Origin of the sequence: Pseudomonas sp. B7(2017) (genome assembly GCF_002112745.1) — a bacterium.
GTDB lineage: Bacteria > Pseudomonadota > Gammaproteobacteria > Pseudomonadales > Pseudomonadaceae > Aquipseudomonas > Aquipseudomonas ekonensis.
Genome location: NZ_NEIP01000003.1, coordinates 189,899 through 213,835, shown reverse-complemented (window position 1 = coordinate 213,835; position 23,937 = coordinate 189,899). Strand labels below are relative to the sequence as shown.

The following is a 23,937-nucleotide window of genomic DNA, read 5'->3' as shown; positions in this document are numbered from 1 at the left end:
TGCCAAGGGATCGGCGTTGCGCCGATGCAGGGCCCTGGCCTCATGAGAGCATGGAATCGTCGTCCGGCAACCTGCCGGGCGTGACGGACAACTGACCGGCCAGGTCGAGCATCTGCAGCAGCCGGTAGGCGTCATAGGGGGCCCGCACCTTGATGTCATTGTCGAAATAGCAGAAGACATCCCGCGACCTGCGCCGCCTGCCTGCCTTGTGCTGCACCAGCCGGGCATCGTCGGGCTGCTTCCCCTGACGCCAGAGATCGATGCGTTCACTCCAGCGCTTCAGGGCCTTTTCCGAATACCCGCTGCTGTAAAGCTTCTTGTCGCCATGCAGTCGCAGATAGACGAAGTCGCCGGTCAGGTCTTCGATGCAGGGCCACTTGCCGGCGGTGTCGGCCACCACCAGCGCAACGCCATGCCGGCGTAACAGGTCAATGAAGGCCGGGGACAGGAAACTGTCGTTGCGGATTTCCACCGCGTGGCGCATGGCCAATCCGGCGGTGCTCTCCAGGTAGCCTTCTTTGTGCAGGCGTTCCTGGCTGTGTTTCGCCAGGCGCTTGGCGGCGTTGCTGGTGTGGGGCAATTGCCGGAGAAATTCGTCGAACAGGGTTTCGTCGAACTTGAAGCTGGGCGGAAACTGCCACAGGATCGGCCCCAGCTTACGGCGCAGCGCGAGCACACCTGACGCAAAGAAGTTGGCCAAAGGCTCTTCGATGTCCCGCAGGCGTTTGACGTGGGTGATGAAGCGGGGCGCCTTGACGCTGAACACGAAGCCGTCGGGGGTCTGCTGCGCCCATTGCGCGTACCGCTCGGGCGTTTGCAGGGCATAGAACGAGCCGTTGATTTCGATGCTGTTGACGGCCCGCGAAGCGTAGGCGAGTTCTTTCCTTTGAATAAGGCCTTCGGGATAGAAATCGCCTCGCCAAGGGGCATAGCGCCAGCCTGATAGGCCGATGCGCACCTCACTGCCCATCGTCAGCCCCCTTTGCTGCCGGATCGTCCTTGACGATGACGGAGCGTTCGCGACTTAGGCTCATGCCGCAACGTGCTCGTTGGCCATCTCTTTCTTGAGCTTGCCTTTCAGGGTTTCCATCTCCACGCCCAGCTCATCCAGCGCGGCTTTGCCCAGAAGTTTTCTGGCCTGGGGAAACATTTCCTTTTCCTCTTCTTCGATGTGATGCTCCAGCAGCTCGCGCACCACCTTCACTCGGCCGGCGAATTCGGGCGTTCCTGGGTCGGTGGCTTTGAGGTCGGGCAACACCAGGCTATCGACGGTGCGGTGTTCCTCCTTGGCTTCGAAATACATCACGTCCTGTTCTTTGCTGCCGGCCTGCTTGAAGGCCGGATAGAGGATGTCCTCTTCCAGGCGCGTATGGATGGAGATTTCCGTCTCCAGTTTGCTCAGCAGTTCGGTGCGTTTTTTCAAGGCCCGCTCCGTCGATTCGCTCAAGCGAGCGAGGATGTCCTTGACGCGTTCGTGGTCGGCTTTAAGGAGGTCGATGGCGTTCATGGCGCTTACCCTATGGTGGTGGATGGATCACAGGCGTGATTGCTGATTCATCGCACAGGGCGTGCCAAACCGGCGCTGAGGAAAGCGCCAAGCGAATCAGTGGGTTGCAGGCTCCAGTCGCAAAGGGCCTTCATGCAGCCTGCATGAAACGCGGCGAACGGGCATTGCAGATTACGGACGCTGAGCGGCCGCCCGCTTCATTTGAACGACGGCAGCGTACGCACATGCCCGCCGGCATCGGCAGAGGCAACGGCTGGATAGGCAATCAGCGAACCGGGCGTTGCGGTTTCCGCGATGAACCGCCTGCAAGGGCCGAAGAGCGCGGAACGTTCCTCCGGCAGGCAGGTGGGCAAGTACGCGCGCAGCACCCTCGGATCGTAAAAGCGGAACACCAGCGGGTTGCCTGTGAAATCCTCGACCTTGAGCAAGGTTCGAAAGTGACGTCGTAACTGGCGAAGGGAGACGTCCGCCGGCGCAACGACAAAATAGCCCCAACTGGCTCCCCAGCCGGCATCCAGCAGTGCGCCGGTGAACGGCTGGTGCGGATCGAGATGAACCAGGTAGGGGGCGACGGCGGACAGCGCCGGTTCGAGCTTGCCGGCATACAGGCAGGTGAATTCCGCCCCGCTTGAACGGACCATGGGTTCGATCCGTTCGTCTCGGCCACCGTCGAGCAAGGCGTAGACCTGCGGTGCGCCGGGGTGAACGCCCTCGTGCCACAACTCGCCCATGAGCCATGTCATCAGACCCAGATCCAACTCAGGCAGGGCGTTGGTCATGAGCAGACCTCACAGAAAGGCGTGCCGTTTTCGGCCGCACGCTTGAGGGTCAGGGCCTGGCTGTTCTGGCGTTGAAGGCGGGCCTGCTTGCGTTCGGCGATCGTGGGGGCAGGTAAAGGCGCCTCGGGCGGCCCGGCAACCGTGGCGGGCTTCAGCAGTTGCCCGTTTTTATCCCGGTCCGCTGCCCACGGGATGACGGGCGCCAGGATCGCAATCCCGCTTCCCACCCCCGGCGCCCCGCCGGTATTGGCCTTCACCTCGGCCCCGCTGATGGTCACCCCACCCGCATCCACCTTCACGAAGCTGCCGCCGGCCTTGGCCGTCAGTTCCATTGCGCCTTCGACCACGACTTTCTGGCCGGCGTAGTAATGGATTTCGGTGCCGGCCTCGACGAACTGCCCGGTGCCGACCTTCACGTGTTGGGTCACTGCGACGGTGAGGTGGTCGTCGGCGCGCATTTCACTGATGCGATTCAGATGAGTGATGCGGTGCTCCTCGACCTTGAACTCGCTGTAGGCGTTGGCCTCGACGGTGTCGTGCCGTTCGTTGCCGATGCGGATCCGTTGGTCGTGCTCGATGTTCTCGTCCCAGTCGCGCTGGGCGTGCAGGTAGATCTGCTCGGCGCCCTTGCGGTCCTCGATGCGCAGTTCGTTGTAGCCCTTGCCGCCGGGGGAGCTGAGGGTCTTGAAGGTGCTGCGGGTCTTGTTCGCGGGCAGGTCGTAGGGGACGACGTTTTCCTTGTGGTACAGGCAGCCGGTGACCAGCGGCTGGTCGGGGTCGCCCTCAAGGAAAGTGACCAGCACCTCCATGCCCACGCGGGGGATGGCGATGCCGCCGTAGGCCGCGCCGGCCCAGCCGCTGGCCACGCGCAGCCAGCAGGTGGTCTTGTCGTCGGCCTGGCCGTCGCGGTCCCAGTGGAACTGCACCTTGATCCGCCCGTACTGATCGCAGTGGATCTCCTCGCCGGCGGGTCCCGTGACGACGGCGGTCTGGCTGCCGAGCACGCGGGGCTTGGGGTGTTCGAGGGCCGGGCGGTAGTGGGCGTCCCACGGGGTGGCGAGGAAGGTGTTGCGGTAGCCCTGGTGGAAGTCGTCCTTGCCGTCGGTGACGTCGCTGGTGACGTTCTCGCCCAGGACCTGGGGCTGCTTGCCCTCGTGGATCACCTCCAGCAGCAGCCAGAGGTCGTTCCACTCGGCGCGCGGGTGCTCGGCCAGGGTCAGGAAGTGGCCGCAGGCCAGGGTCGGCTCGTCGCCCTTGCCCTCGGCCAGGGCGTAGTCGCTGCGGTGGCGTTCCAGGGCGCGGGTGGCCAACTGCTTGCCGCGCTCGCGGGCGGTGAAGCGGCCGGGGTAGTCGTAGTCCTCAAGGTCCGGCATGAACGCCGACTTGGCGGCGGCCTCGGGCAGGATCTTGGGCTTCTCGAAGTCGTAGTCGCGGCGGGCGACGCGGCTGGTGCGGGTCTCCAGGCGCAGGTTGAAGCGCTTGACGACCGGCTTGTCGGCGGCCATGCCGGAGTCCTGCTGGTAGCTGACCGGCTTGAGCTTGCGGAACACGGTCTGGTCGTCGCCGAACACCAGCTTGTGGCCGCTGGCGCTGTGCTGGAAATGGAAGTGGATGCCTTCCTCCTCGCACAGGCGCTGGATGAAGTGCAGGTCGGACTCGTCGTACTGCACGCAGTAGTCGCGCTCGGGGTACTCGGCGCCGAGCTGGAAGCTGTAGGCGTCGGCGAGGATGCCGCGGTCCTCCAGCACCCGGGCGATGATCTTGGGCACGGTGAGCTGCTGGAAGATCTGCTGGTCGTGGTTGTGGCGCAGGTAGGCCAGCTGCGGCACCAGGCTCAGGCTGTAGCGGGTGAGGGTGCGGCCGGAGTCGCCCTGCTCGATGCGGTACACGAGGCCGTGGATCTTGCCCTCGCCGGTGGCGCCGAAGGTGAGGACGCCGGGCTTGTGCAGCAGCTCTTCGAGGGCGAGGTCGGGGCGGGCGCTGACCAGTTCGAGATCGAAGCGGAACGGTTGGTTGAGGGCTTCGCGGCCGGTGAAGCTGAGCACCTGGAAGTCCGCGTTGGCGCCTTCGAGGGTGAGGGTGATGTGCGTAGCGTTGGCGTCCAGCATGCTTGAATCCGTTCCTTGGAATAGCAGCACTGAGGGTGCATGAAAGCCCGGATGCTATCAAAAAACGATGAAACGGGCTTGCGTCATTGAACGCCTTTGCGCGCCTGCGTCAGGGTCGGTCAAGGTGCGCCGAACAGCATCGTCCAGTACACCCCTTGATCGCTGCGCACATCGCTGGCGAACCCGGCGCCGACCTGGGTGAACATCGGGTTCATCAGGTTGGCGCAGTGGCCGGGGCTGGCGAGCCAGCCGGCCATGGCCTTGCCCGGCGAGCCTTGGCCGGCGGCGATGTTTTCGCCGATCTGCCGTCCGCGGTAGCCGGCGGCGCGGGCGCGGTCGGAGGGCATGTCGCCGTCGGGGTCGCGGTGGGCGAAGTAGTTGCCGTAGGCCATGGCCTTGCTGTGCCCTTGGGCGGCGGCGCCTAAGGCCGGGTTCCAGCTCAAGGGGCGGGCGGCGGCGAACCGCTGGCGCCCGCACATCCGCGGGCGGGCGCGGGCCGCGTTGACCTCGGCCAGCAGGGCCTTGCCGACGCTGCGGTTGTCGCCCACCCGGCTGTCGAGCACCGGCCGCGCCAGCACCACTTGCCATTCGTTGCGGGCGCGGCTGATGCCGATGTCGGCGTACTGGGCGTCGAGCAGGGCGCCGCAGTGGTCGTCCTGCAATTGGTCGAACGCCTCGTCGGCGTCTTCGGCCCCGACGATCCGGATGCTGCGCACCGACACCGCCGCGTACCCTTGACCCTTCAGGCGCTCGCGCAACCCGCCGCCATAACCGTAGCCGATGGGCAGGGCCAGATCCTGCTTGAGCGCCAGCGGCGCCAGGCGTTGCGTCGGGCGGCGGTCGCATCGTTGGGGGTGGGCGCGCAAGTCGTTGATGGCGGTTGCCAATTGTCGTTCCGCACCGGCATGGGCGGGGGCGGCAAGCAGCGGCGAGAGGAACAGCAGGCACAGCGGAACGAAGCGGGACGGACGAACGGCGTGGCGCATGGAAGGGGCGGCTCTTAAGGGGGACGGCGCTTTAGTGAAATGAACCGCGAAAGGCGGCGCGGGTAGGACTGGGCTTTTGAGGCTTGGTTCACGGGGCGGCGGTGAGAATCGCGGCGGGCCGACGAAGTGTCTGGGACGGGCGTTCCTGTAGGCCGTTGCGGTGTTTTCTCTGGCACTGGGATCCTGCGGGCCACCGGGATCCCTTGTGGGAGCCAGCCTGCTGGCGATGGCGACCGTTCAGGCGCCGCAGGGTGTAGCCAAGACAGTTGCTCCCACAGGTTCTGTGTCGATTCCCCGAATCCTGTGGAAGCAACGCCACCGTCACCGCCCGGCAACCCTCAGCGGTTCAGCGCCTCGCCCATCCATTCCAGGTACTCCGGCCGCTCGGCAATCGAGTTGTGCCCTGCAGGCGCGATCACCCTGAGCGTCGCCACGCCCTCGGGAAAGCTGCGCAGCAGCCGCTCGGTGCTGGCGCGGGGAATCACCTCGTCGTCGCTCGCAGCCAGCAGCAGCGTCGGCACCTGGATGTGCGCTGCGTAGCGGCCGGACTCGAAACGGTCCTTGAGCAGCCACTTGACCGGCGCCCACGGGTACTGGCGGGCGGCGAGTTCCTCAAGGTTGTTGTAGGGCGTGACCAGGATCAAACGCTGCACGGGCCGCTGGCTGGCCAGCCGGACGGCGACGCCGGAACCGAGGCTGCGCCCGATCAGCGCGATCTGGGGATGGCTGGCGTACACCCGGTCGAACAGCGCCAGGGCATCCCGGGCAATGGCTTCTTCGGACGGGGAACCGCCGCTGCCGCCAAAACCCCGGTAGTGCAGCAGATACACGGCCTGACCGGGAAAGGCCCGGGCAAGCGCCGACAGGCTGAGCGAAACGTCCTCGGCATTACCGCCGAAGTAGATCAGCGCCTTGGGGCCGGGGTGTTCCCGGACGCTCACACGGATGTCGGCGTCCGGCGTGGACAGCGTCAGCCGCGTATCCGGCGAATCCACCGCCGCAGGCTGGGGGAAATAGATCAGCGCGCGCTGGAACACGAACAGCGCCGCGCACAGGATCAGGTACGCGGCGACGGCCAAGGCGACGAGTGACATCAGGGTTCGTGACATTCGGCTAACTTTAACGGGGCGCGCAGGCGGGTTGTCGCAGTGTAGCCCAGCGAACCCTCGCCCCAGCGCCTCGCTCAGTGCCGCAGGAGGCCAGACCATGCAGACCCGCGCCATCCCCTCGACCTGCGAAGCGCTGCCGACGGTAGGGCTGGGTACCTACCGCGCCTTCGACGCTGCGCCGGGCGATCCGCTGCACCGGCCCTTGCCGGCGGTGCTCGGCGAGCTGTTCAGCAAGGGCGGGACGGTCATCGACAGCTCGCCCATGTACGGCCGCGCCGAAGAGACCGTCGGCGGGCTGCTGTCGATCCACGAACCGCGCTCGCCGGCCTTTCTGGCCACCAAGGTCTGGACTCGCGGCCGAGAAGAGGGCATCGCGCAGATGGAGCGCTCCTTGCGTCTGCTGCGCACCGACTGCGTCGACCTGATGCAGATCCACAACCTGCTGGACTGGCAGACCCACCTGCCGACCTTGCGCGACTGGAAGGCCCGGGGGCGCATCCGCTACATCGGCATCACCCATTACGCGCCGTCGGCCCATGACGAGGTCGAAGCGGTGTTGCGGGCCGAACAGGTGGACTTCCTGCAGATCAACTACGCCCTCGACGACCGCGCCGTGGAAAAACGCATCCTGCCGTTGTGCCGCGAGCGCGGGGTGGCGGTGATCTGCAACCGGCCGTTCGGCGGCGGCGCGCTGCTGGAGCGGCTGCGGGGCCGACCGCTGCCGGGGTGGGCTTCGCAGGTGCAGGTCACGAGTTGGCCGCAGCTGCTGCTCAAGTTTCTGCTGGCCCACCCGGCGGTCACCTGCGTGATTCCCGGCACCGGCAACCCGCGCAGCATGGCCGACAACGCCGGCGCCGGGTTCGGGTTGACGCTGACCGACGCGCAGCGTCAGCAATTGATCGCGCTGGTGGGCTGAGAACGGCACGAGACGACAGACGGTGGCGGGCACCCGCTGAATCATCGGCGGTTTGCCCGGTCGTATCTGCGGCGGCGCGCACCGGGCCAAGAGGCGAGGGCAGCGCCGGCCGTTTCCGTCGTCTTGACCCTGGTTTTGGGAAGCCCTGAATGAAGCCTGCAACAACCTTGCTGCTGACCGTTTCCGCCGCCGTCCTGCTGGGCGGCTGTGTCGCGGATTTTGATGATGACTACCGCCATGGCGGGTATTACGACCGCGACCGTGGCCGCTACTACGACCACGACCGGCGCTGGGATGACCGCGACGACCGGCGCGAGTGGCGTCGTCATCACCGCGACCGCGACGACAACGACGATTGAGTGAACGCAAAGAGGGCGCTCCCGGCCGGGAGCGCCCTTGGCATTAAAAGTGAGCGCTCGCCCGGACGCGGGAACGCGCAGGCACCGAGGCCTCGAGATCCAGCAGATGGGTGGCGAGAATGTCGCTCAGAAAACGGAACTGATCGTTGAGGCCCACCACGCCGTTGCTGAAATGATGACTGGCGGCGGGCATCAGCAGATCTTCGAAATCTTCGTTGAACACCAGTGCCTGTGCCTTGCGCGACACCGCGTGCTGGTCATAGTAGTTGCTGCCGAACACCGGGAAGCTCACGGCGAGGGTGACGGGGTGGCTCATGGTGTTGACTCCTCGATGTGTTGCGGTTGGGTGAATCCTGCGCCAGGCGACCCTTGCGCGGAAGGCAATCGTCGTAATGGTGAACATCGACGGCAATGATGGTTCGGGTGTGGCGGTGAGCCTGTCGGCCCTTCGATCGCCAGCAGGCTGGCCTTCACCGTTTGAGCAGCACGGCAATCTCCTGTGGGAGCGAGCCTGCTCGCGACAGGGCCTGCACATCCCCCTCACCGCTGACCGGCCCACCTATACTCAAACGCATACCGCCCCGGCTCCCTGAAGGACACCACCGTGAACCTGCGCGCGCTGGCCGTCGCCGCACTGTTTCTGCTGGCCGGCTGCGCCACGTCGGCGCGGGCCCCGGTCAGCGCGCCGGCGGTGGTGGTCTCGCCCGCCACCTGGCAACAGATCGACCGGGAAATCCTCAGCGCGTCGCAGCAGGCCACCGAGCAGGTCAAGCTGTTCGCCCGGGGTTCGATGGAACATTGGCGCACTCGGGTCTATCAGCAAACTGAAGAAAATTTCATTCCGTGGTTCAGTAGCTACTGGACCCAGGAATGGCTGTCGATGAAAGTCAGCTGGTACACGATCAGCGCCGGCGGCGAACAGGACGCGTCGGCCAAGCGCCTGGCGGCGTATCTGCTTGATCAGTATCAGGAAAGGGTACTGGCGCCGGTGGCCGTGGAGATCGACCCGGACGCGATCCTCGGTCAGTCCACGGCGTTCTATGCGCAGCAGATGGCGAAGCAGATGCCGCTCATCGCCCAGCGTCACGGCGTGCCCGTCGCCCAACTCAACGGGCGCCTGCAGAAGATTCCCGCCATCGCCCTCGGGCCGCCGCCGGCCCGGGATGCGTCGCTGTACCAGGTCATCAGCACCGAACCGTTGAACACCTTGCCGGCCTACGCCGCGCTGATCGACAAGATCCACACCGACGGCGGCGCCAAGGGCATCGCCTCGACCGATGCCGGCATGGCCCCGGTGGCCCGGCGCGCCAGCCAGCGCATGGAAGCGGAAATGGCCCCGCGCGGCGCCGCCGGCGCGGTGGCGGCCGCGGCGGGGAAACTCGCCGGGGCGCTGATCTCCGTGGGCGTGGCGGGCATCCGCGCGATCATCCAGGCCAACGACCGGCCGGACAGCGAAGCGCTGATCCGCAGCAGCCTGGGCAACACGTTCGACAAGGCCTGGCTGAAACTGGTGCAGAACCCGACGACCGGCGTCATGGCCGGCACGCTGCACATCGCGGGGCAGGTCGAGGGCAGCCTGGGCGGCCGCGAAGAGCCGTCGGTCGGGCAGGGCCTCCAGCGTGTCGAATGGCGGCCGCCGGAATCGACCAGTCAGCAGATCCAACCCGATCCTCAAGGAGAATGACCATGGCTTACATCGATATCTTTGTGGCGCCCGTGCCGAACGCCAACCGCGGGCAATATGAAAAGCACTGTGCGGTCGCCGCGAAACTGTTCAAGGAATACGGCGCCCGGGACGTTGTGCAGTGCTGGGGCGATGACGTACCGGACGGCAAGGTCACGTCGTTCCCGATGGCGGTGAAGCTCAAGGAAGGCGAAACCGTGTCCGCAGGCTGGCTGATCTGGCCGGACAAGGCGACCCGCGACGCCGGCATGGCCAAAATGATGGACGACCCGCGCATGCAGCCGGACGCCAACCCGATGGGGTTCGACGGCCAGCGCATGATCTTCGGCGGCTTCAGGCACCTCGTCGAATCCTGAAGCCCACCGCATCTCCGTGGAAGCTGGCTTGCCTGCGACGGCGGTGGATCAGTCTCCACAGATGTTGGCAGTGCCGACCTCATCGCTGGCAAGTCGAATCGTCGCACCGCGGCGCCCACAGGTTTTGCGGTGTGCCGGGATCTCTTGTGGGAGCCAGCCTGCTGGCGATGGCGGCGGGTCAGGCTCCACACATGTCGGCAGTGCTGGCCTCATCGCTGGCAAGCCAGCTCCCACAGGTTTTTGTGGTGAACAAAGATACTGCGGATACCCGCAATCCTCTGTGGGAGCCAGCCTGCTGGCGATGGCGGTGGATCAGGCACCGGAGATGCCAGCAGTGCTGGCCGTATCGCTTGCAGGCAAGCGCCCACAGGATTTGCGGCGGGCAATGGCTCAGGCCTACTCTGCCGACGGTGTGATCCGGCAGCTCTTGCGCAAGCGGATCTGTTCGTCCGTCGGCCGCTCGTGGATGAATTCGAAGCGCGGCTCGCCTTCGCTGTAGTGCACCAGCCAGCCCCATTCCAGTTCGGTTTCGTCCTGCCCGGGATTCGGCGGTCGGGCCCACCAGGGTTCTTTGCTGAGGATCTCGCGCATGGCGGTCTCCGGTCGATGGCCATCCCTGAACTATAACCTTCATGTCGCGGGCCGCCAGAAAACGGCCGTGTAGAATCCACAGGATCACGACCCGCGAAGGGGAAGGGCCATGAAGGACGATTTACCTGGGGATCAACCGTTCAAGCGGCTGTTCTTTGCCCTGGACTGCCCGCCGGCGCAGCGCAAGGCCATTGCCCAATGGCGCAGCGCCTTGAACCTGAGGGTCGGCAAACCGGTGCCGGCGGACAACTTTCACCTGACGCTGCTGTTTCTCGGCGCGGTGCCGTTGGCGCAGATTGCGCAGGTGTGCGAAGCGGCCGCCAAGGTGAGCACGCCGGGGGCGGCGCTGAGGATTTCGCTGGATCGCTTGCAGGTGTGGCGCAAGGCCGGTGTGTTGTCGCTGGCGCCGGAACAGGCACCGCCGGCGCTGCTGCGGCTGGTGTACGCGCTGGAGCAGGCGATGCTGCCGTTCGGTTTCGAAGAGCCGCCCCGGGTATTTCGGCCGCACCTGACCCTGATGCGCGACTTTCGCGAACCCGTCCCGGAATCCGCCACGCCGCCGGAATTCTTCCTGCGGGCCGAGCGCTTCGCCTTGTTCGAATCCCACAAGGGCCGTTACCGCGCCCTGGCCGAATGGCCGCTGGCCTGAACCGACAAAAAAAGGCGCCCGAGGGCGCCTGAATTCACCTGAACCGAGGAGTGCCAGGTGAGGCCGTTCAGAGAGAGGGTGCAGCGGTGGTAAGGCGCTGCATGAACGGGAAACCGTTGTCTTGAATCTTGCTGCATCCCTTGCGGGAGCGAGCCTGCTCGCTCCCGCAGGTTCACTTGCCGAGCTTCACCCGCGTCCAGCCCCGGGTCATGATCCGTTGCGTGGCGATCGGCTGATCCGGCACCGCGTACAGCGTGGCCATCACTTCCTGCGGCGGATACGAGCCCGGATCGTTGCGGATCGCTTCGTCCACCAGCGGCGTGGCGGCCTGGTTGGCGTTGCTGTAGCCGATGCTGTTGGTGATTTCGGCGATGATGTCCGGGCGCATCAGGAAGTTCATGAACAGGTAGGCGTTCTCGACGTTGGCCGCATCGCGGGGGATGGCGACCATGTCGTAGAAGCTGCCGGCGCCTTCCTTGGGGATGCTGTAGTCGATCGTCACCTTGTTGCCGGCCTCTTCGGCGCGGGCCTTGGCCTGCAGCACGTCGCCGGAGTAGCCGACGGCCACGCAGATGTTGCCGTTGGCCAGATCCGAGATGTACTTGGACGAATGGAAATACGCCACCGACGGACGGATCTTCATGAACAGCGCTTCGGCCTCGGCGATGTGCCGGGCGTCCTTGTCGTTCACCGGGTAGCCCAGGTAGTGCAGGGCGGCCGGGAGCATCTCGGTCGGCGAGTCGAGGAAGCTGATTCCGCAGGCCTTGAGCTTCTCGGCGTTCTCTGGCTTGAACAGCAGATCCCAGGAATTGACCGGCGCGTTCTTGCCGAGCACTTCGCGCACCTTGTCCGGGTTGAAGCCGATGCCGATCGAGCCCCACATGTACGGGAAGGCATGGGCGTTGTCCGGATCGCTGGCGGCGGCGTTCTTGAGCAGCACCGGGTTGAGGTTCTTCCAGTTCGGCAGCTTGGATTTGTCCAGGGTCTGGTAGACCCCGGCCTTCACCTGCTTGGCCAGAAAGCTGTTGGACGGCACGACGATGTCGTAGCCGGACTTGCCCGCCAGCAGACGCGCCTCCAGGGTCTCGTTGCTGTCGAACACGTCGTAGGTCACCTGGATGCCGGTCTCGTCCTCGAACTTCTTGACGGTGTCGGGGGCGATGTAGTCGGACCAGTTGTAGACGCGCAGCACCTTGTCGTTGGCCTGGGCGCCCGTGGCGATTGCGCCCAATAAGGACAGTGTCAGCAGAGTCCTGCCAAACATTTTCATCGGTGAAACTCCATTTTTCTTGTTCAAAAACACATTGCGGATAAAACCCTGTGGCGAGGGAGCAAGCCCCCTCGCCACAGTCATGACAGTCAGGCTCCCGCAGTCGTCAGGCCGTCGCCGCGCGCTGCGGCTGTTGCCAGGACTCGTTGGCCGTCTGGTCCATGGCTTCCTGGATCGCGCGCTTGCGGTTGGCTTCCGCCTTGCGGCCGAAGTACCAGACCAGGAACGTCACCAGCGACACCGCCAGCAGGATCAGGCTGGCCACGGCGTTGATCTCAGGCTTCACGCCCAGGCGCACCGCCGAGAACACTTCCATCGGCAGCGTGGTCGAGCCGGGGCCGGACACGAAGCTGGCCAGCACCAGGTCGTCCAGCGACAGGGCGAACGACATCATGCCGCCCGCGGCCAGCGACGGCGCGATCATCGGGATGGTGATCAGGAAGAACACCTTGAACGGCTTGGCGCCCAGGTCCATCGCGGCTTCCTCGATCGACAGGTCCAGCTCGCGCAGGCGCGCCGACACCACCACCGCCACGTAGGCCGCGCAGAACGTGGTGTGGGCGATCCAGATGGTGACGATGCCGCGCTCCTGGGGCCAGCCGATCAATTGTGCCATGGCCACGAACAGCAACAGCAGCGACAGGCCGGTGATCACCTCAGGCATCACCAGCGGCGCGGTGACCAGGCCGCCGAACAGCGTGCGGCCCTTGAAGCGGGTGACGCGGGTCAGCACGAACGCCGCCAGCGTACCCAGCGCCACGGCGGCGATCGCGGTGTAGCAGGCGATCTCCAGCGAGCGCACCACCGAGCCCATCAGCTGGGTGTTGTCGAGCAGGCCGGCGTACCACTTCACCGACCAGCCGCCCCACACCGTCACCAGCTTAGAGGCGTTGAACGAGTAGATCACCAGGATCAGCATCGGCAGGTAAATGAACGTCAGGCCGAAGATCAGCATGAACTTGGAAAATCCGAAACGTTTCATCCCCGTCCCTCCATCTCTTTGGCCTGGCTGCGGTTGAACAGCAGGATCGGCACAATCAGGATCAGCAGCATCACCACCGCCAGGGCGGACGCCACCGGCCAGTCGCGGTTATTGAAGAACTCCTGCCACAGCACGCGGCCGATCATCAGGGTTTCCGGGCCGCCCAGCAGTTCCGGAATGACGAACTCGCCCACCACCGGGATGAACACCAGCATGCAGCCGGCGATGATGCCGTTCTTGGCCAGCGGCACGGTGATTTTCCAGAAGTTGTTGAAGTTGCTCGAACCCAGGTCCTGCGCGGCCTCAAGCAGGCTGGCGTCGTGCTTGACCAGGTTGGCGTAGAGCGGCAGCACCATGAACGGCAGGTACGCATACACGACACCGATATAGACCGCCGTGTTGGTGTTGAGGATCTCGATCGGGTGATCGGTCAGCCCCGTCCACATCAGGAACGCATTGAGCAGGCCGTTGTTGCTGAGGATGCCCATCCACGCGTACACGCGGATCAGGATCGCGGTCCAGGTCGGCATCATGATCAACAGCAGCAGGACGTTCTGCGCTTCCTTGCTGGCCTTGGTGATCGCGTAGGCCATCGGAAAACCGATCACCAGGCACATCAGCGTGCTGAGCAGCGCGACCTTCAGCGAACCGAGGTAGGCCGACAGGTACAGCTCGTCTTCGCCGAGCATGCTGTAGTTGCCGATGTTGAGAAGCAGCTGGAATTTCTGCTCGGCGTAGGTGTAGATCTCCGAGTAGGGCGGAATCGACAGGGCCGCTTCCGAGAAGCTGATCTTCATCACCAGGAAGAACGGCAGCATGAAAAACAGGAACAGCCAGATGAAAGGAGTCCCGATGACGAACTTGCGTCCGCTGGGCACCCACCGCATGAGCCGCTGATTGAGAGTGCTCATGAGCGCAGCACCACGCCGCTGTCGTCTTCCCACCAGACGTAGACCTTGTCGTCCCAGGTCGGCCGTGCGCCGCGGCGTTCGGCGTTGGCCATGAACGACTGGACGATCTTGCCGCCGGGCAGCTCGACGTAGAACACCGAATGGCCGCCGAGGTAGGCGATGTCGTGCACCTTGCCTTCGGACCAGTTGTAGCGGGCTTCGGGCTTGAGGGAACTGACCAGCATCTTTTCCGGACGGATCGCGTAGGTGATCGATTTGTCCTGCACCGAGGTGCTGACGCCGTGGCCGACGTAGATCTTCTGCGCAAGGTCGGGGCTGTGAATGATCGCGTGGCCTTCGAGGTCTTCCACCACGGTGCCGTCGAAGGCGTTCACGTTGCCGATGAATTCGCAGACCATGCGGTTGACCGGCGCCTCATAGATGTCCACCGGGCTGCCGACCTGGGCGATCCAGCCCAGGTGCATGATCGCGATGCGCTCGGCCATGGTCATGGCCTCTTCCTGGTCGTGGGTCACCATCACGCAGGTCACGCCCACGCGCTCGATGATCTCCACCAGCTCCAGCTGCATCTGCGAGCGCAGCTTCTTGTCCAGCGCGCCCATCGGTTCGTCGAGCAGCAGCAGCTTGGGCCGCTTGGCCAGCGAACGGGCCAGGGCCACGCGCTGACGCTGGCCGCCGGACAGTTGGTGCGGCTTGCGCTTGGCGTATTGGGTCATGTGCACCAGGCGCAACATCTCTTCCACGCGGGCGTCGATCTCGCTGGCCGGCAAACGGTCCTGCTTGAGGCCGAAGGCGATGTTCTGCGCCACCGTCATGTGCGGGAACAGCGCATAGGACTGGAACATCATGTTGATCGGTCGTTCGTACGGCGGCATGTCGGTGATGTCCACGCCGTCGAGCAGGATCCGCCCGTCGGTGGGACGCTCGAAACCGGCGAGCATGCGCAGCAGGGTCGACTTGCCGGAACCAGAGCCGCCGAGCAGGGCGAAGATCTCGCCCTGATGGATCTCCAGGGACACGTCGTCCACGGCGGTGGTTTCGTCGAATTTCTTGGTGACGCGATCGACTTTCACCAGAACCTTCTTCGGTTGCTGATGACCTTCAAGGGCCTTCCTGTAAGTGCTGGAGGCGTTTGCCATGTGAAACTCCCAACAGGTTTCAGTCGCCGGGCCAAATGGCCTGGCTCAAAAGTGGATTGCAGATCGTTTGGAGTCATTCCTCTCGGACCGCATCCCCCTGTGGGAGCTGGCTTGCCAGCGATGGCGGCGGGTCAGTCACCCTCAATGTCGAGGGTGAAGGCCTCATCGCTGGCAAGCCAGCTCCCACAGGGTTTTGCATCGATCCGATTGCCGACACTCCTGCCGATCCGGCTTGTTCGGCGCCGCCGTCCTGGCTGCCTGGTCGTACTTGTTGTTATTGCGGTTTCGTTGTTTTCACGGGTGACGGATGTGCACACGCACAACCGCCGCTCCCGTGGGGGCAGTAAAGGGTGTTGCGTCTACGGGGAGGTCAGCGCTGGTGGCGCTGCGCCGCACGTTGCCGGCAGGCCGCGCCGAACGCCTGGAAAATCTTCAGGTAGGGCGGGTTGTCCAGCACCTGCCACTCCGGATGCCATTGCACGCCGACGGCGAACGTCGGGCTGTGCTCTACCGACACCGCCTCGATCAGGCCGTCCGGCGCCACCGCTTCGGCGCGCAGGCCGGGGGCGAGGCGGTCGATGCCCTGGCTGTGGATGGAGTTGACCTGAAATTCGCCCGGCAGCTCCAGCGCCTCGAACACGCCGCCGGCCAGCACCGTCACGGCATGGGCCGGGGCGTACTGCACGGCGACATCCGGGCTGTCGGCTTCGCGGTGGTCGAGCATGCCCGGCAGCTCATGCACCTTCTGGTGCAGGCTGCCGCCGAAGGCCACGTTCATTTCCTGGAAGCCGCGGCAGATGCCGAGCACCGGAACGCCCGCCGCAATGGCCGCACGCAATAGGGGAAGAGTGGTGGCGTCCCGCGCCGGATCGTGATCCGTGCCGGGAGCGCTGGCCGGGCCCTGATAGTGGAAGGGTTCCACGTTGGAGGGCGAGCCGGTGAGCAGCAGGCCGTCGAGCTGACCGAGCAGGTCGCCGATCTCCGTCAGTCCGCCCAGGGAAGGAATGACCACCGGCAGCCCCTGCGCCGCGACGCTGACAGCACGCACGTACTTGTCGCCGCTGATGTGGTAGGGGTGCAGGCCGATCTGTTTGACGCACGCAGTAACGCCGATCAATGGCTTGAATGCCATTTTTATTCACCTCGAAGTTTGACACTTGAACGAGCTTTTCCGGAGCTTAGCCGCGTTTATTTTAATTAACAACTGCCATGTAAAAAATTCTAAACGCCGTTCATCCAATCTTCAGGATTTCCGCCGCTCTGGCGCCAGCGTCGGCACGCGAATGTTAAAAAAAGCCCGAAAAATAAACGCTGAACGGCCCTGTGTTCGCTATTGACTTCACTTTGCCGTTCGGGTTGACTGGCTCCGCGAAACAGCAGTGAACATAATAATTAACAGCTAAATAGGTGCATCATGTCGGTCCCTCTGCGTGCCGTTCAACTCAACGAAGCAAACGCATTCCTTAAGAAACATCCTGAGGTTTTGTACGTCGACCTTCTGATTGCAGACATGAACGGTGTGGTGCGCGGCAAGCGCATCGAGCGCACCAGTCTTCACAAGGTCTACGAGAAAGGCATCAACCTGCCGGCTTCGCTCTTTGCCCTCGACATCAACGGTTCCACCGTCGAGAGCACCGGCCTTGGCCTGGACATCGGCGACGCGGACCGCATCTGCTACCCGATTCCCGGCACCCTCAGCATCGAGCCATGGCAGAAGCGTCCGACCGCCCAACTGCTGATGACCATGCATGAACTCGAAGGCGAGCCGTTCTTCGCCGACCCGCGCGAAGTGCTGGCCAACGTGGTGCGCAAGTTCGACGAACTGGGCCTGACCATCTGCGCCGCGTTCGAGCTTGAGTTCTACCTGATCGACCAGGACAACGTGAACGGCCGTCCGCAGTCGCCGCGTTCGCCGGTGTCGGGCAAGCGCCCGGTGTCGACCCAGGTCTACCTGATCGACGACCTCGACGAATACGTCGACTGCCTGCAAGACATCCTCGAAGGCGCGAAAGAGCAGGGCATCCCCGCCGACGCCATCGTCAAGGAAAGCGCCCCGGCGCAGTTCGAAGTCAACCTGCACCACGTGTCCGACCCGATCAAGGCGTGCGAATACGCGATCCTGCTCAAGCGTCTGGTGAAGAACATCGCCTACGACCACGAGATGGACACCACCTTCATGGCCAAGCCGTACCCGGGCCAGGCGGGCAACGGTCTGCACGTGCACATTTCGATCCTGGACAAGGAAGGCAACAACATCTTCGCCAGCGAGGATCCCGAGCAGAACGCCGCGCTGCGTCACGCGATCGGCGGTGTGCTGGAGACCCTGCCGGCGCAGATGGCCTTCCTCTGCCCGAACGTCAACTCGTACCGTCGTTTCGGCGCGCAGTTCTACGTGCCGAACTCGCCGAGCTGGGGCATCGACAACCGCACCGTGGCCGTGCGTGTGCCGACCGGCTCGCCGGACGCCGTGCGCATCGAACACCGCGTGGCCGGCGCCGACGCCAACCCGTACCTGCTGATGGCGTCGGTGCTGGCGGGCGTGCACCACGGCCTGACCAACAAGATCGAGCCGCCGGCGCCGACCGAAGGCAACAGCTACGAGCAGAACGAACAGAGCCTGCCGAACAACCTGCGCGACGCGCTGCGGGTGCTGGACGACAGCGAAGTCATGGCCCGGTACATCGACCCGATGTACATCGACGTGTTCGTCGCGTGCAAGGAAAGCGAACTGGCCGAGTTCGAGAACTCGATCTCCGACCTTGAGTACAACTGGTACCTGCATACGGTCTGAAGACCACCGCCGGATCCACAGTGTCCGGCGCAAACCACAAGTCCGAAAGAACACTCCATTCCCTGTGGGAGCCACAGCCATGACCATGACCCGCAACGACTGGGAACAGCGTTTCCAGTCCCTGACCCTCGAAGGCCGCGCCTTCATCAACGGCGAGTACCGCCCGGCCATCGGCGGCGCCACGTTCGAATGCCTGAGCCCGGTCGACGGCCGCTTCCTGGCGTCCGTGGCCAGCACCGACGAAGCCGACGCTAACCTTGCCGTCGAAGTCGCCCGTCAGACCTTCAATTCCGGCGTCTGGGCCAACAAGGCCCCGGCCGAACGCAAGCGCATCCTGATCCGTTTCGCCGATCTGATCCTTGAGCACCAGGAAGAACTGGCGCTGCTGGAAACCCTCGACATGGGCAAGCCGATCAGCGACTCGATGAGCATCGACGTGCCGGCGACCGCCAACGCGATCCGCTGGAGCGCCGAGGCCATCGACAAGATCTACGACGAAGTCGCCGCCACGCCCCACGACCAACTGGGCCTGGTGACCCGCGAGCCGTCCGGCGTGGTCGCGGCCATCGTGCCGTGGAACTTCCCGCTGATCATGGCCAGCTGGAAGTTCGCCCCGGCCCTGGCCGCCGGCAACTCGTTCATCCTCAAGCCGTCGGAGAAGTCCCCGCTGACCGCGATCCGCATCGCGCAACTGGCGCTGGACGCGGGCATTCCCAAAGGCGTGTTCAACGTTCTGCCGGGCTTCGGCCACACCGTCGGCAAGGCGCTGGCGCTGCACATGGACGTCGACGTGCTGGCCTTCACCGGCTCCACGGCCATCGCCAAGCAACTGATGATCTACGCCGGCCAAAGCAACATGAAACGCGTGTGGCTCGAAGCCGGCGGCAAGAGCCCCAACGTGGTGTTCGCCGATGCGCCGGACCTGCGTGCGGCCGCACAAGCGGCGGCGAGCGCTATCGCCTTCAACCAGGGCGAAGTCTGCACCGCCGGCTCGCGTCTGCTGGTGGAGCGTTCGATCCGCGAGCAATTCATCCCGCTGCTGGTGGAAGCGCTGCAGGCGTGGAAACCCGGCCACGCCCTCGACCCGGCCACCACCGTCGGCGCGGTGGTCGATCAGCGGCAGCTGGACAACGTCCTGCGCTACATCGGCATCGGCCGGGAGCAGGGCGCCGAACTGATCGCCGGCGGCCAGCGCACCCTCGAAGAGACCGGCGGCCTGTATGTGCAGCCGGCGATCTTCGACGGCGTGACCAACGCCATGACCATCGCCCGCGAAGAGATCTTCGGCCCGGTGCTGTCGCTGATCACCTTCGACACCGTCGAAGAGGCGCTGCAGATCGCCAACGACAGCATCTTCGGCCTCGCCGCCGGGGTCTGGACGAGCAACCTGAGCAAGGCCCACACCTTCGCCCGTGGCCTGCGCGCCGGCAGCGTGTGGGTCAACCAGTACGACGGCGGCGACATGACCGCGCCGTTCGGCGGCTTCAAGCAGTCGGGCAACGGCCGCGACAAGTCGCTGCACGCCTTCGACAAGTACACCGAGCTGAAAGCGACCTGGATCAAGCTCTGACCTATTTTGCAGCGGCGGCCGCCGGCACGTGCCGGCGGCCCTCGGAGAACAAGAAAATGAAACAGCAACACGTCAACAGCTACTACGCGGCCACCCGCCACGAAACCATCGACTTTCCGACCCTGGAAGAAGCGGTGGACTGCGATGTCTGCATCATCGGCGCCGGCTACACCGGCCTGTCCTCGGCGCTGTTCCTGACCGAGGCCGGCTACAAGGTGACGGTGCTGGAAGCGGCGAAGGTCGGCTACGGCGCCAGCGGCCGCAACGGCGGGCAACTGGTCAACTCCTACAGCCGCGACGTCGATGTGATCGAGGCGCGCTACGGCGACAAGACCGCCGAGATCCTCGGCAGCATGATCTTCGAAGGCGCCGACATCATCCGTTCGCGCATCAAGCAATACGACATCCAATGCGACTACCGCCCCGGCGGCATCTTCGCGGCGATGAACAAGAAGCAGCTCAAGGGCCTCGCCGAGCAGAAGCGCAGCTGGGAACGCTACGGCAACCGCAACCTCAAGCTGCTGGACGCGGCGGACATCCGTCGTGAAGTCGGCTCCGACGCCTACGTCGGCGGCCTGCTGGACATGCAGGGCGGCCACATCCACCCGCTGAACCTGGCCCTCGGCGAAGCCGCGGCCATCGTGCGCCTGGGCGGCAAGATCTACGAGCAGTCCGCCGCTGTGGAAATCAAGTACGGTGAGCCCAATGTCGTGCGCACCGCCAAAGGCCAGGTGCGCGCCAAGTACCTGCTGATCGCCGGCAACGCCTACCTGCCGCAGGGCCTGGACAACCGCGTGACGGCCAAGAGCATGCCGTGCGGCTCGCAGATCTGCGTCACCGAACCGTTGACCGAGAAGCAGGCCCGCAGCCTGATCACCAACAACTACTGCGTCGAGGACTGCAACTACCTGCTCGACTACTACCGCCTCACCGCGGACAACCGGCTGCTGTACGGCGGCGGCGTGGTCTACGGCGCCCGCGAGCCGGACGACATCGAAACCCTGATCCGCCCGAAGATCCTCAAGACCTTCCCGCAGCTCAAGGACGTGAAGATCGACTACCGCTGGACCGGCAACTTCCTGCTGACCATGTCGCGCATGCCGCAGTTCGGCCGCATCGAGAAGAACGCCTATTACATGCAGGGCTACAGCGGCCACGGCGTCACTTGCTCGCACCTGGCCGGCAAGCTGATCTCGGAAATGATCCGCGGCGACGCCGAACGCTTCGACGCCTTCGCTTCCCTGCCGCACATGCCGATGTTCGGCGGCCGCACCTTCCAGGCCCCGCTCACCGCCATGGGCGCCGCGTACTACTCGCTGCGCGACCGTTTCGGCATCTGATTTACCTCCCCGGCGGCGGCCCCGCACAGGCGCCGCCGGTTTTTGCCCGCAACCCCACACCCCTGTAGGCGCTTGCCTGCAAGCGATGAGGTCAGCCCAGGCACCGCCTATCCCACTGAAACCCCAAAAACCTGTGGGCGCTGCGGCGCGACGATTCGACTAGCAATAGCGGTCTATCAGCAAAAATGATGTTGAAAGTGCCATCGAATCGCTGGCAAGCCAGCTCCCACAGGCCCTGCATTTACTTCGGGTTCACCCCCGGCAGGCTCATTTCACCCACCGTCCATCGAACCTGCTGAGCAACACCACCAAACGTGATTTAATAGCCGCCTTTCACGGTTCCGGGACACGGGAGCAACGTGATCCGCGCCCCCGGCGCGTCACCCGCCACCCACCCCCATTGCCCTTAAGTACCTCAACATAAGGCTGTCATGGATACGGGTTCTCGACTCAAACTAGTACGCGAAAGCTACAAACTCTCCCAGCGCGAGCTGGCCCGGCGTAGCGGCGTGACCAATGCCACCATCTCCCTGATCGAACAGAATCGCGTCAGCCCTTCCGTCAGCTCGCTGAAAAAGCTGCTCGAAGGCATACCGATGTCCCTGGCCGACTTCTTCACCTTCGACCAGCCCCCGCGCGAACACCAATACGTCTTCCGCGCCAACGAACAACCTGACCTCGGCCGCCATGGCCTGCGCCTGCTGCTGATCGGCGCCTCCGTCCCCAGCCGCCAGATGCGCCTGCTGCGCGAACAGTACGCGCCCGGCGCGAGCTCCGGCGAAGAGCCGATCGTGCACGCCGAAGGCGAAGAATGTGGCCTGGTGACCCGTGGCACCGTGGAACTGACGGTGGACGGGCAGGTGAGCGTGCTGAGCGCGGGGGACGGGTATTACTTCCCGACCACGCTGCCGCATAAGTTCCGAAATATCGGGGCGGATGAGGCGGAGATTATTAGTGCGAATACGCCGGCTAACTTCTGATGTTTAAGGGAGAGTGACAAGCCTGATGCTTGAGTTACATTCCCCCTTTACCAACACGCGCATCGCCAGCGCGACATTGCTGGATGCATGGCAGTGGTGTTATGCCGACCTGAAGTCGCCGACCTCCCGCGGCAATTTCGCGGAGTACCTGGTCTACCTGGCGCTTTGTTCGGATCGCACCCTTGCAGAACACTACAAGACCCGCAAGGACTGGGACGTGGTGGATCTGACCTACGGCAGGGGTGTTCCGGATTTTTCCCCAGACTTTAAGAACCATTGCCACAGCACCCGCTTTGGCTGGGGGATCGAGGTCAAGTCCACTTCCAGCGGCAGCAAGAACGTAAAGTTCGATCTTGAGCCCCGGCAAGGGTATGTGTGGAACAACTACATTTCAAAGCCTTATGGAAAGGCCATCGAGATTTATCGCCGCTGGTCTGACTTTTTTATCCTTGCGCATTTCAAGGACGATAAGCAGGAGACCCAGGACATTCGCGATCTGAACAACTGGGAATTCTTTGTTGTGCCGACCTGGACCATCAAGCAGGACTCCATCCGGCTGAGTTCGTTGGGAAAAAAATACGCGGCGATCCACTTTTCAGAGGTCAAGGCAGAGCTCGATCTATTGATTGAGGGTGATGTCGGCCACTTGAGGCGCTACAAGCTCACGAACGACATCGCGAAGAAAATGTATTGCTCGGGCCACATCGAACTTGCCCAGAAGATGTTTTGCTCGCGGGCAGCCAAGTAGAAAAGTGACGGATTTATTTGTGTAAGACCGGCATCTTCAAATGTTCTGGCCAAGAACATCGAACCTTGGTTGCTCTATAACTCCAAACACATCACTCACGCCCTGAGCCGAAACTCTGGCGATTGGTGGTGACGTTACGGGGCTGTCCTGGCAAGCCGCAAGCTCGCTCACTTCAATTTCCAGTGCCCGCCGCCATTTTCGCAATCGGTTTTCGCCTGGGCCAGATCCTCCGCGCTGTAGTAATAGGTGCTCACCTGCGCCCGGTCGGGAATGTTCAGCGATTTGGCGCTCTTGTCCTTGCTGGTGGAATGCGGATTGGCCAGGGATTCCTGGGTCATGGTCGCGATGCACGAGGCCCGGTAGCCATCGGCGCAGTGCTCGACCTTTTTCTTGGTGCTGTTGAGCATGTCCTTGCTTTCGTTGCTGCAGGACCAGTCGATGGCACCGGCGGGCATGCCTTCGTATTCGTAGCAGCTGTGGGTTTCCACGGCAGGTACCGAAGCGCTGGAGGAACGGGTCAGGACATCGCAGCCCTGGGCCGAGACGCAGGTGGGGATCACGCAGGATGCGGCAATCAGGAACAGGGGTCGGATGTTCATCGGAGCTCTCCCTTGGCGCCATGTCGGGTCATGGAGGGGCGCCTATGGTTTCGAGAGCGGGCTCGCCGGGGAGGTTCCATCGGGGTTGTGCCGTTGCGCCGACCGGACAGACAGGGAACAATTGCAGACTGACAGCATCCCCAAGGATCGGACAACCGCCATGATCACCATCGGCAGCCGCAACAACGCCCCCACCACGCAGCACCTCACCCAGGACGTCTATATTTTCAGCCTCGACCTGTCCCGCCCGGGCACGCCGTTCTGTTTCGAGCAATCCATCGGCGGCGGGCATGCGGAGCAGGGCGGGGTGCGGTGGTTGGCGCTGGACGAACTGGACGACTGGCCCGGCGAGTGGCGCGTACATCTCAAGAGAGCCGGTTGCCCGTGGGTGGCCGAGTTGATCGATGCGCAGCCGATGGCGGATCAGGCCGCCCTGGTTTCGTTGATCCTCCAGCGCTACGCCGAGCCGGCAAAACCGGTGGGGCGGTTGAAGGCCGTCGGCAGTTGGCTTAAACGCAACATTCACGTCGGCGGCCGGTACGGCGTCTGAACCGAGGACATCC

General features: G+C 64.1%; 24 protein-coding genes and 1 pseudogene. 11 read left to right on the top strand and 14 right to left on the bottom strand.

Annotated features, from left to right (window positions below):
• Positions 1-40: 40 nt before the first annotated feature.
• The 6 genes from CAG29_RS07415 to CAG29_RS07390 form a co-directional block, all read right to left on the bottom strand.
• Positions 41-970: a DUF72 domain-containing protein gene (locus CAG29_RS07415; protein WP_085582572.1), complete on the bottom strand. Its 930-nt coding sequence runs from the start codon at positions 968-970 to the stop codon at positions 41-43.
• Between the two features lie 60 nt (positions 971-1,030).
• A complete protein-coding gene (locus tag CAG29_RS07410; RefSeq protein ID WP_085582574.1) occupies positions 1,031-1,507 on the bottom strand; it encodes a hemerythrin domain-containing protein in 477 nt (158 codons plus the stop codon).
• Between the two features lie 197 nt (positions 1,508-1,704).
• Positions 1,705-2,286 (bottom strand): DUF4123 domain-containing protein, encoded by a 582-nt coding sequence (locus tag CAG29_RS07405; RefSeq protein ID WP_085632703.1) that lies wholly within the window; start codon positions 2,284-2,286, stop codon positions 1,705-1,707.
• On the bottom strand, positions 2,283-4,394 hold the full coding sequence (locus tag CAG29_RS07400) for a type VI secretion system tip protein VgrG (RefSeq protein WP_085694098.1): 2,112 nt from the start codon (positions 4,392-4,394) through the stop codon (positions 2,283-2,285). Before CAG29_RS07400 ends, CAG29_RS07405 begins: the two co-directional genes overlap by 4 nt.
• Before the next feature lie 119 nt (positions 4,395-4,513).
• Positions 4,514-5,380 carry a CAP domain-containing protein gene (locus CAG29_RS07395; protein ID WP_085583304.1) on the bottom strand — a complete coding sequence of 289 codons (867 nt, stop codon included), beginning with the start codon at positions 5,378-5,380 and terminating at the stop codon, positions 4,514-4,516.
• 338 nt (positions 5,381-5,718) lie between these two features.
• Positions 5,719-6,489 (bottom strand): alpha/beta hydrolase, encoded by a 771-nt coding sequence (locus CAG29_RS07390; RefSeq protein WP_085694096.1) that lies wholly within the window; start codon positions 6,487-6,489, stop codon positions 5,719-5,721.
• An 85-nt stretch (positions 6,490-6,574) separates the two neighbouring features.
• Here CAG29_RS07390 and CAG29_RS07385 point away from each other — a divergent pair.
• Together CAG29_RS07385 and CAG29_RS07380 are read left to right on the top strand one after the other, a co-directional pair.
• Positions 6,575-7,405, top strand: a pseudogene (locus tag CAG29_RS07385) (aldo/keto reductase); the annotation flags it as partial.
• Positions 7,406-7,554: 149 nt separating this feature from the next.
• On the top strand, positions 7,555-7,764 hold the full coding sequence (locus CAG29_RS07380) for a hypothetical protein (protein WP_085583310.1): 210 nt from the start codon (positions 7,555-7,557) through the stop codon (positions 7,762-7,764).
• Between the two features lie 43 nt (positions 7,765-7,807).
• Here the strand turns inward: CAG29_RS07380 and CAG29_RS07375 are convergent, their stop codons facing one another.
• The gene (locus CAG29_RS07375; RefSeq protein WP_085583312.1) at positions 7,808-8,080 is read right to left on the bottom strand and encodes a hypothetical protein; all 273 of its coding nucleotides are present in this window, start codon (positions 8,078-8,080) and stop codon (positions 7,808-7,810) included.
• A gap of 288 nt (positions 8,081-8,368) precedes the next feature.
• Between CAG29_RS07375 and CAG29_RS07370 the strand changes: the two genes are divergently transcribed.
• Complete coding sequence (locus tag CAG29_RS07370; RefSeq protein WP_085583314.1) at positions 8,369-9,448, top strand: hypothetical protein; 1,080 nt, start codon at positions 8,369-8,371, stop codon at positions 9,446-9,448.
• A 2-nt stretch (positions 9,449-9,450) separates the two neighbouring features.
• Positions 9,451-9,804 carry a DUF1428 domain-containing protein gene (locus CAG29_RS07365; RefSeq protein WP_085583316.1) on the top strand — a complete coding sequence of 118 codons (354 nt, stop codon included), beginning with the start codon at positions 9,451-9,453 and terminating at the stop codon, positions 9,802-9,804.
• 396 nt (positions 9,805-10,200) lie between these two features.
• Here CAG29_RS07365 and CAG29_RS07360 read toward each other — a convergent pair whose 3' ends face one another.
• Positions 10,201-10,395 carry a hypothetical protein gene (locus CAG29_RS07360; RefSeq protein ID WP_085583318.1) on the bottom strand — a complete coding sequence of 65 codons (195 nt, stop codon included), beginning with the start codon at positions 10,393-10,395 and terminating at the stop codon, positions 10,201-10,203.
• Between the two features lie 109 nt (positions 10,396-10,504).
• Here CAG29_RS07360 and thpR point away from each other — a divergent pair, with 109 nt between their 5' ends.
• Positions 10,505-11,044, top strand: a complete 540-nt coding sequence (gene thpR, locus CAG29_RS07355) for an RNA 2',3'-cyclic phosphodiesterase (RefSeq protein WP_085694094.1) — start codon at positions 10,505-10,507, stop codon at positions 11,042-11,044.
• Positions 11,045-11,216: 172 nt separating this feature from the next.
• On the opposite strand, the gene CAG29_RS07350 is transcribed toward thpR, so the two are convergent.
• The 5 genes from CAG29_RS07350 to CAG29_RS07330 all read right to left on the bottom strand — a co-directional run bounded on the left by CAG29_RS07350 (position 11,217) and on the right by CAG29_RS07330 (position 16,478).
• Positions 11,217-12,314, bottom strand: a complete 1,098-nt coding sequence (locus tag CAG29_RS07350) for a polyamine ABC transporter substrate-binding protein (RefSeq protein ID WP_085583322.1) — start codon at positions 12,312-12,314, stop codon at positions 11,217-11,219.
• Between the two features lie 106 nt (positions 12,315-12,420).
• Positions 12,421-13,296: an ABC transporter permease subunit gene (locus tag CAG29_RS07345; RefSeq protein ID WP_085583324.1), complete on the bottom strand. Its 876-nt coding sequence runs from the start codon at positions 13,294-13,296 to the stop codon at positions 12,421-12,423.
• Complete coding sequence (locus CAG29_RS07340) at positions 13,293-14,174, bottom strand: ABC transporter permease subunit (RefSeq protein WP_170930388.1); 882 nt, start codon at positions 14,172-14,174, stop codon at positions 13,293-13,295. The genes CAG29_RS07345 and CAG29_RS07340 overlap by 4 nt, the downstream gene beginning before the upstream one ends.
• A gap of 29 nt (positions 14,175-14,203) precedes the next feature.
• Positions 14,204-15,346, bottom strand: coding sequence for an ABC transporter ATP-binding protein (locus CAG29_RS07335; RefSeq protein WP_085583328.1), 1,143 nt, complete (start codon positions 15,344-15,346; stop codon positions 14,204-14,206).
• 370 nt (positions 15,347-15,716) lie between these two features.
• Positions 15,717-16,478 carry a gamma-glutamyl-gamma-aminobutyrate hydrolase family protein gene (locus CAG29_RS07330; protein ID WP_085583330.1) on the bottom strand — a complete coding sequence of 254 codons (762 nt, stop codon included), beginning with the start codon at positions 16,476-16,478 and terminating at the stop codon, positions 15,717-15,719.
• 282 nt (positions 16,479-16,760) lie between these two features.
• Between CAG29_RS07330 and CAG29_RS07325 the strand changes: the two genes are divergently transcribed.
• The 5 genes from CAG29_RS07325 to CAG29_RS07305 all read left to right on the top strand — a co-directional run bounded on the left by CAG29_RS07325 (position 16,761) and on the right by CAG29_RS07305 (position 22,775).
• The gene (locus CAG29_RS07325; protein ID WP_085583332.1) at positions 16,761-18,137 is read left to right on the top strand and encodes a glutamine synthetase family protein; all 1,377 of its coding nucleotides are present in this window, start codon (positions 16,761-16,763) and stop codon (positions 18,135-18,137) included.
• Between the two features lie 79 nt (positions 18,138-18,216).
• On the top strand, positions 18,217-19,707 hold the full coding sequence (locus CAG29_RS07320; RefSeq protein ID WP_085583334.1) for an aldehyde dehydrogenase: 1,491 nt from the start codon (positions 18,217-18,219) through the stop codon (positions 19,705-19,707).
• A gap of 56 nt (positions 19,708-19,763) precedes the next feature.
• On the top strand, positions 19,764-21,047 hold the full coding sequence (locus tag CAG29_RS07315; RefSeq protein WP_085583336.1) for an FAD-binding oxidoreductase: 1,284 nt from the start codon (positions 19,764-19,766) through the stop codon (positions 21,045-21,047).
• A gap of 431 nt (positions 21,048-21,478) precedes the next feature.
• A complete protein-coding gene (locus tag CAG29_RS07310; RefSeq protein ID WP_011333561.1) occupies positions 21,479-22,027 on the top strand; it encodes a cupin domain-containing protein in 549 nt (182 codons plus the stop codon).
• Positions 22,028-22,052: 25 nt separating this feature from the next.
• Positions 22,053-22,775 carry a hypothetical protein gene (locus CAG29_RS07305; RefSeq protein ID WP_085583338.1) on the top strand — a complete coding sequence of 241 codons (723 nt, stop codon included), beginning with the start codon at positions 22,053-22,055 and terminating at the stop codon, positions 22,773-22,775.
• A 167-nt stretch (positions 22,776-22,942) separates the two neighbouring features.
• Here CAG29_RS07305 and CAG29_RS07300 read toward each other — a convergent pair whose 3' ends face one another.
• On the bottom strand, positions 22,943-23,374 hold the full coding sequence (locus CAG29_RS07300) for a hypothetical protein (protein ID WP_085694090.1): 432 nt from the start codon (positions 23,372-23,374) through the stop codon (positions 22,943-22,945).
• A 160-nt stretch (positions 23,375-23,534) separates the two neighbouring features.
• On the opposite strand from CAG29_RS07300, the gene CAG29_RS07295 reads away from it, so the two are divergent.
• Positions 23,535-23,924: a hypothetical protein gene (locus tag CAG29_RS07295; RefSeq protein ID WP_085634079.1), complete on the top strand. Its 390-nt coding sequence runs from the start codon at positions 23,535-23,537 to the stop codon at positions 23,922-23,924.
• Positions 23,925-23,937: the final 13 nt, after the last annotated feature.

Bases quoted from the DNA above. Each gene is read 5' to 3' on its own strand.
- CAG29_RS07415 (WP_085582572.1), bottom strand. From the start codon at position 970: ATGGGCAGTGAGGTGCGCATCGGCCTATCAGGCTGGCGCTATGCCCCT.
- CAG29_RS07410 (WP_085582574.1), bottom strand. From the start codon at position 1,507: ATGAACGCCATCGACCTCCTTAAAGCCGACCACGAACGCGTCAAGGAC.
- CAG29_RS07405 (WP_085632703.1), bottom strand. From the start codon at position 2,286: ATGACCAACGCCCTGCCTGAGTTGGATCTGGGTCTGATGACATGGCTC.
- CAG29_RS07400 (WP_085694098.1), bottom strand. From the start codon at position 4,394: ATGCTGGACGCCAACGCTACGCACATCACCCTCACCCTCGAAGGCGCC.
- CAG29_RS07395 (WP_085583304.1), bottom strand. From the start codon at position 5,380: ATGCGCCACGCCGTTCGTCCGTCCCGCTTCGTTCCGCTGTGCCTGCTG.
- CAG29_RS07390 (WP_085694096.1), bottom strand. From the start codon at position 6,489: ATGTCACGAACCCTGATGTCACTCGTCGCCTTGGCCGTCGCCGCGTAC.
- CAG29_RS07380 (WP_085583310.1), top strand. From the start codon at position 7,555: ATGAAGCCTGCAACAACCTTGCTGCTGACCGTTTCCGCCGCCGTCCTG.
- CAG29_RS07375 (WP_085583312.1), bottom strand. From the start codon at position 8,080: ATGAGCCACCCCGTCACCCTCGCCGTGAGCTTCCCGGTGTTCGGCAGC.
- CAG29_RS07365 (WP_085583316.1), top strand. From the start codon at position 9,451: ATGGCTTACATCGATATCTTTGTGGCGCCCGTGCCGAACGCCAACCGC.
- CAG29_RS07360 (WP_085583318.1), bottom strand. From the start codon at position 10,395: ATGCGCGAGATCCTCAGCAAAGAACCCTGGTGGGCCCGACCGCCGAAT.
- thpR (WP_085694094.1), top strand. From the start codon at position 10,505: ATGAAGGACGATTTACCTGGGGATCAACCGTTCAAGCGGCTGTTCTTT.
- CAG29_RS07350 (WP_085583322.1), bottom strand. From the start codon at position 12,314: ATGAAAATGTTTGGCAGGACTCTGCTGACACTGTCCTTATTGGGCGCA.
- CAG29_RS07345 (WP_085583324.1), bottom strand. From the start codon at position 13,296: ATGAAACGTTTCGGATTTTCCAAGTTCATGCTGATCTTCGGCCTGACG.
- CAG29_RS07335 (WP_085583328.1), bottom strand. From the start codon at position 15,346: ATGGCAAACGCCTCCAGCACTTACAGGAAGGCCCTTGAAGGTCATCAG.
- CAG29_RS07330 (WP_085583330.1), bottom strand. From the start codon at position 16,478: ATGGCATTCAAGCCATTGATCGGCGTTACTGCGTGCGTCAAACAGATC.
- CAG29_RS07325 (WP_085583332.1), top strand. From the start codon at position 16,761: ATGTCGGTCCCTCTGCGTGCCGTTCAACTCAACGAAGCAAACGCATTC.
- CAG29_RS07320 (WP_085583334.1), top strand. From the start codon at position 18,217: ATGACCATGACCCGCAACGACTGGGAACAGCGTTTCCAGTCCCTGACC.
- CAG29_RS07315 (WP_085583336.1), top strand. From the start codon at position 19,764: ATGAAACAGCAACACGTCAACAGCTACTACGCGGCCACCCGCCACGAA.
- CAG29_RS07310 (WP_011333561.1), top strand. From the start codon at position 21,479: ATGGATACGGGTTCTCGACTCAAACTAGTACGCGAAAGCTACAAACTC.
- CAG29_RS07305 (WP_085583338.1), top strand. From the start codon at position 22,053: ATGCTTGAGTTACATTCCCCCTTTACCAACACGCGCATCGCCAGCGCG.
- CAG29_RS07300 (WP_085694090.1), bottom strand. From the start codon at position 23,374: ATGAACATCCGACCCCTGTTCCTGATTGCCGCATCCTGCGTGATCCCC.
- CAG29_RS07295 (WP_085634079.1), top strand. From the start codon at position 23,535: ATGATCACCATCGGCAGCCGCAACAACGCCCCCACCACGCAGCACCTC.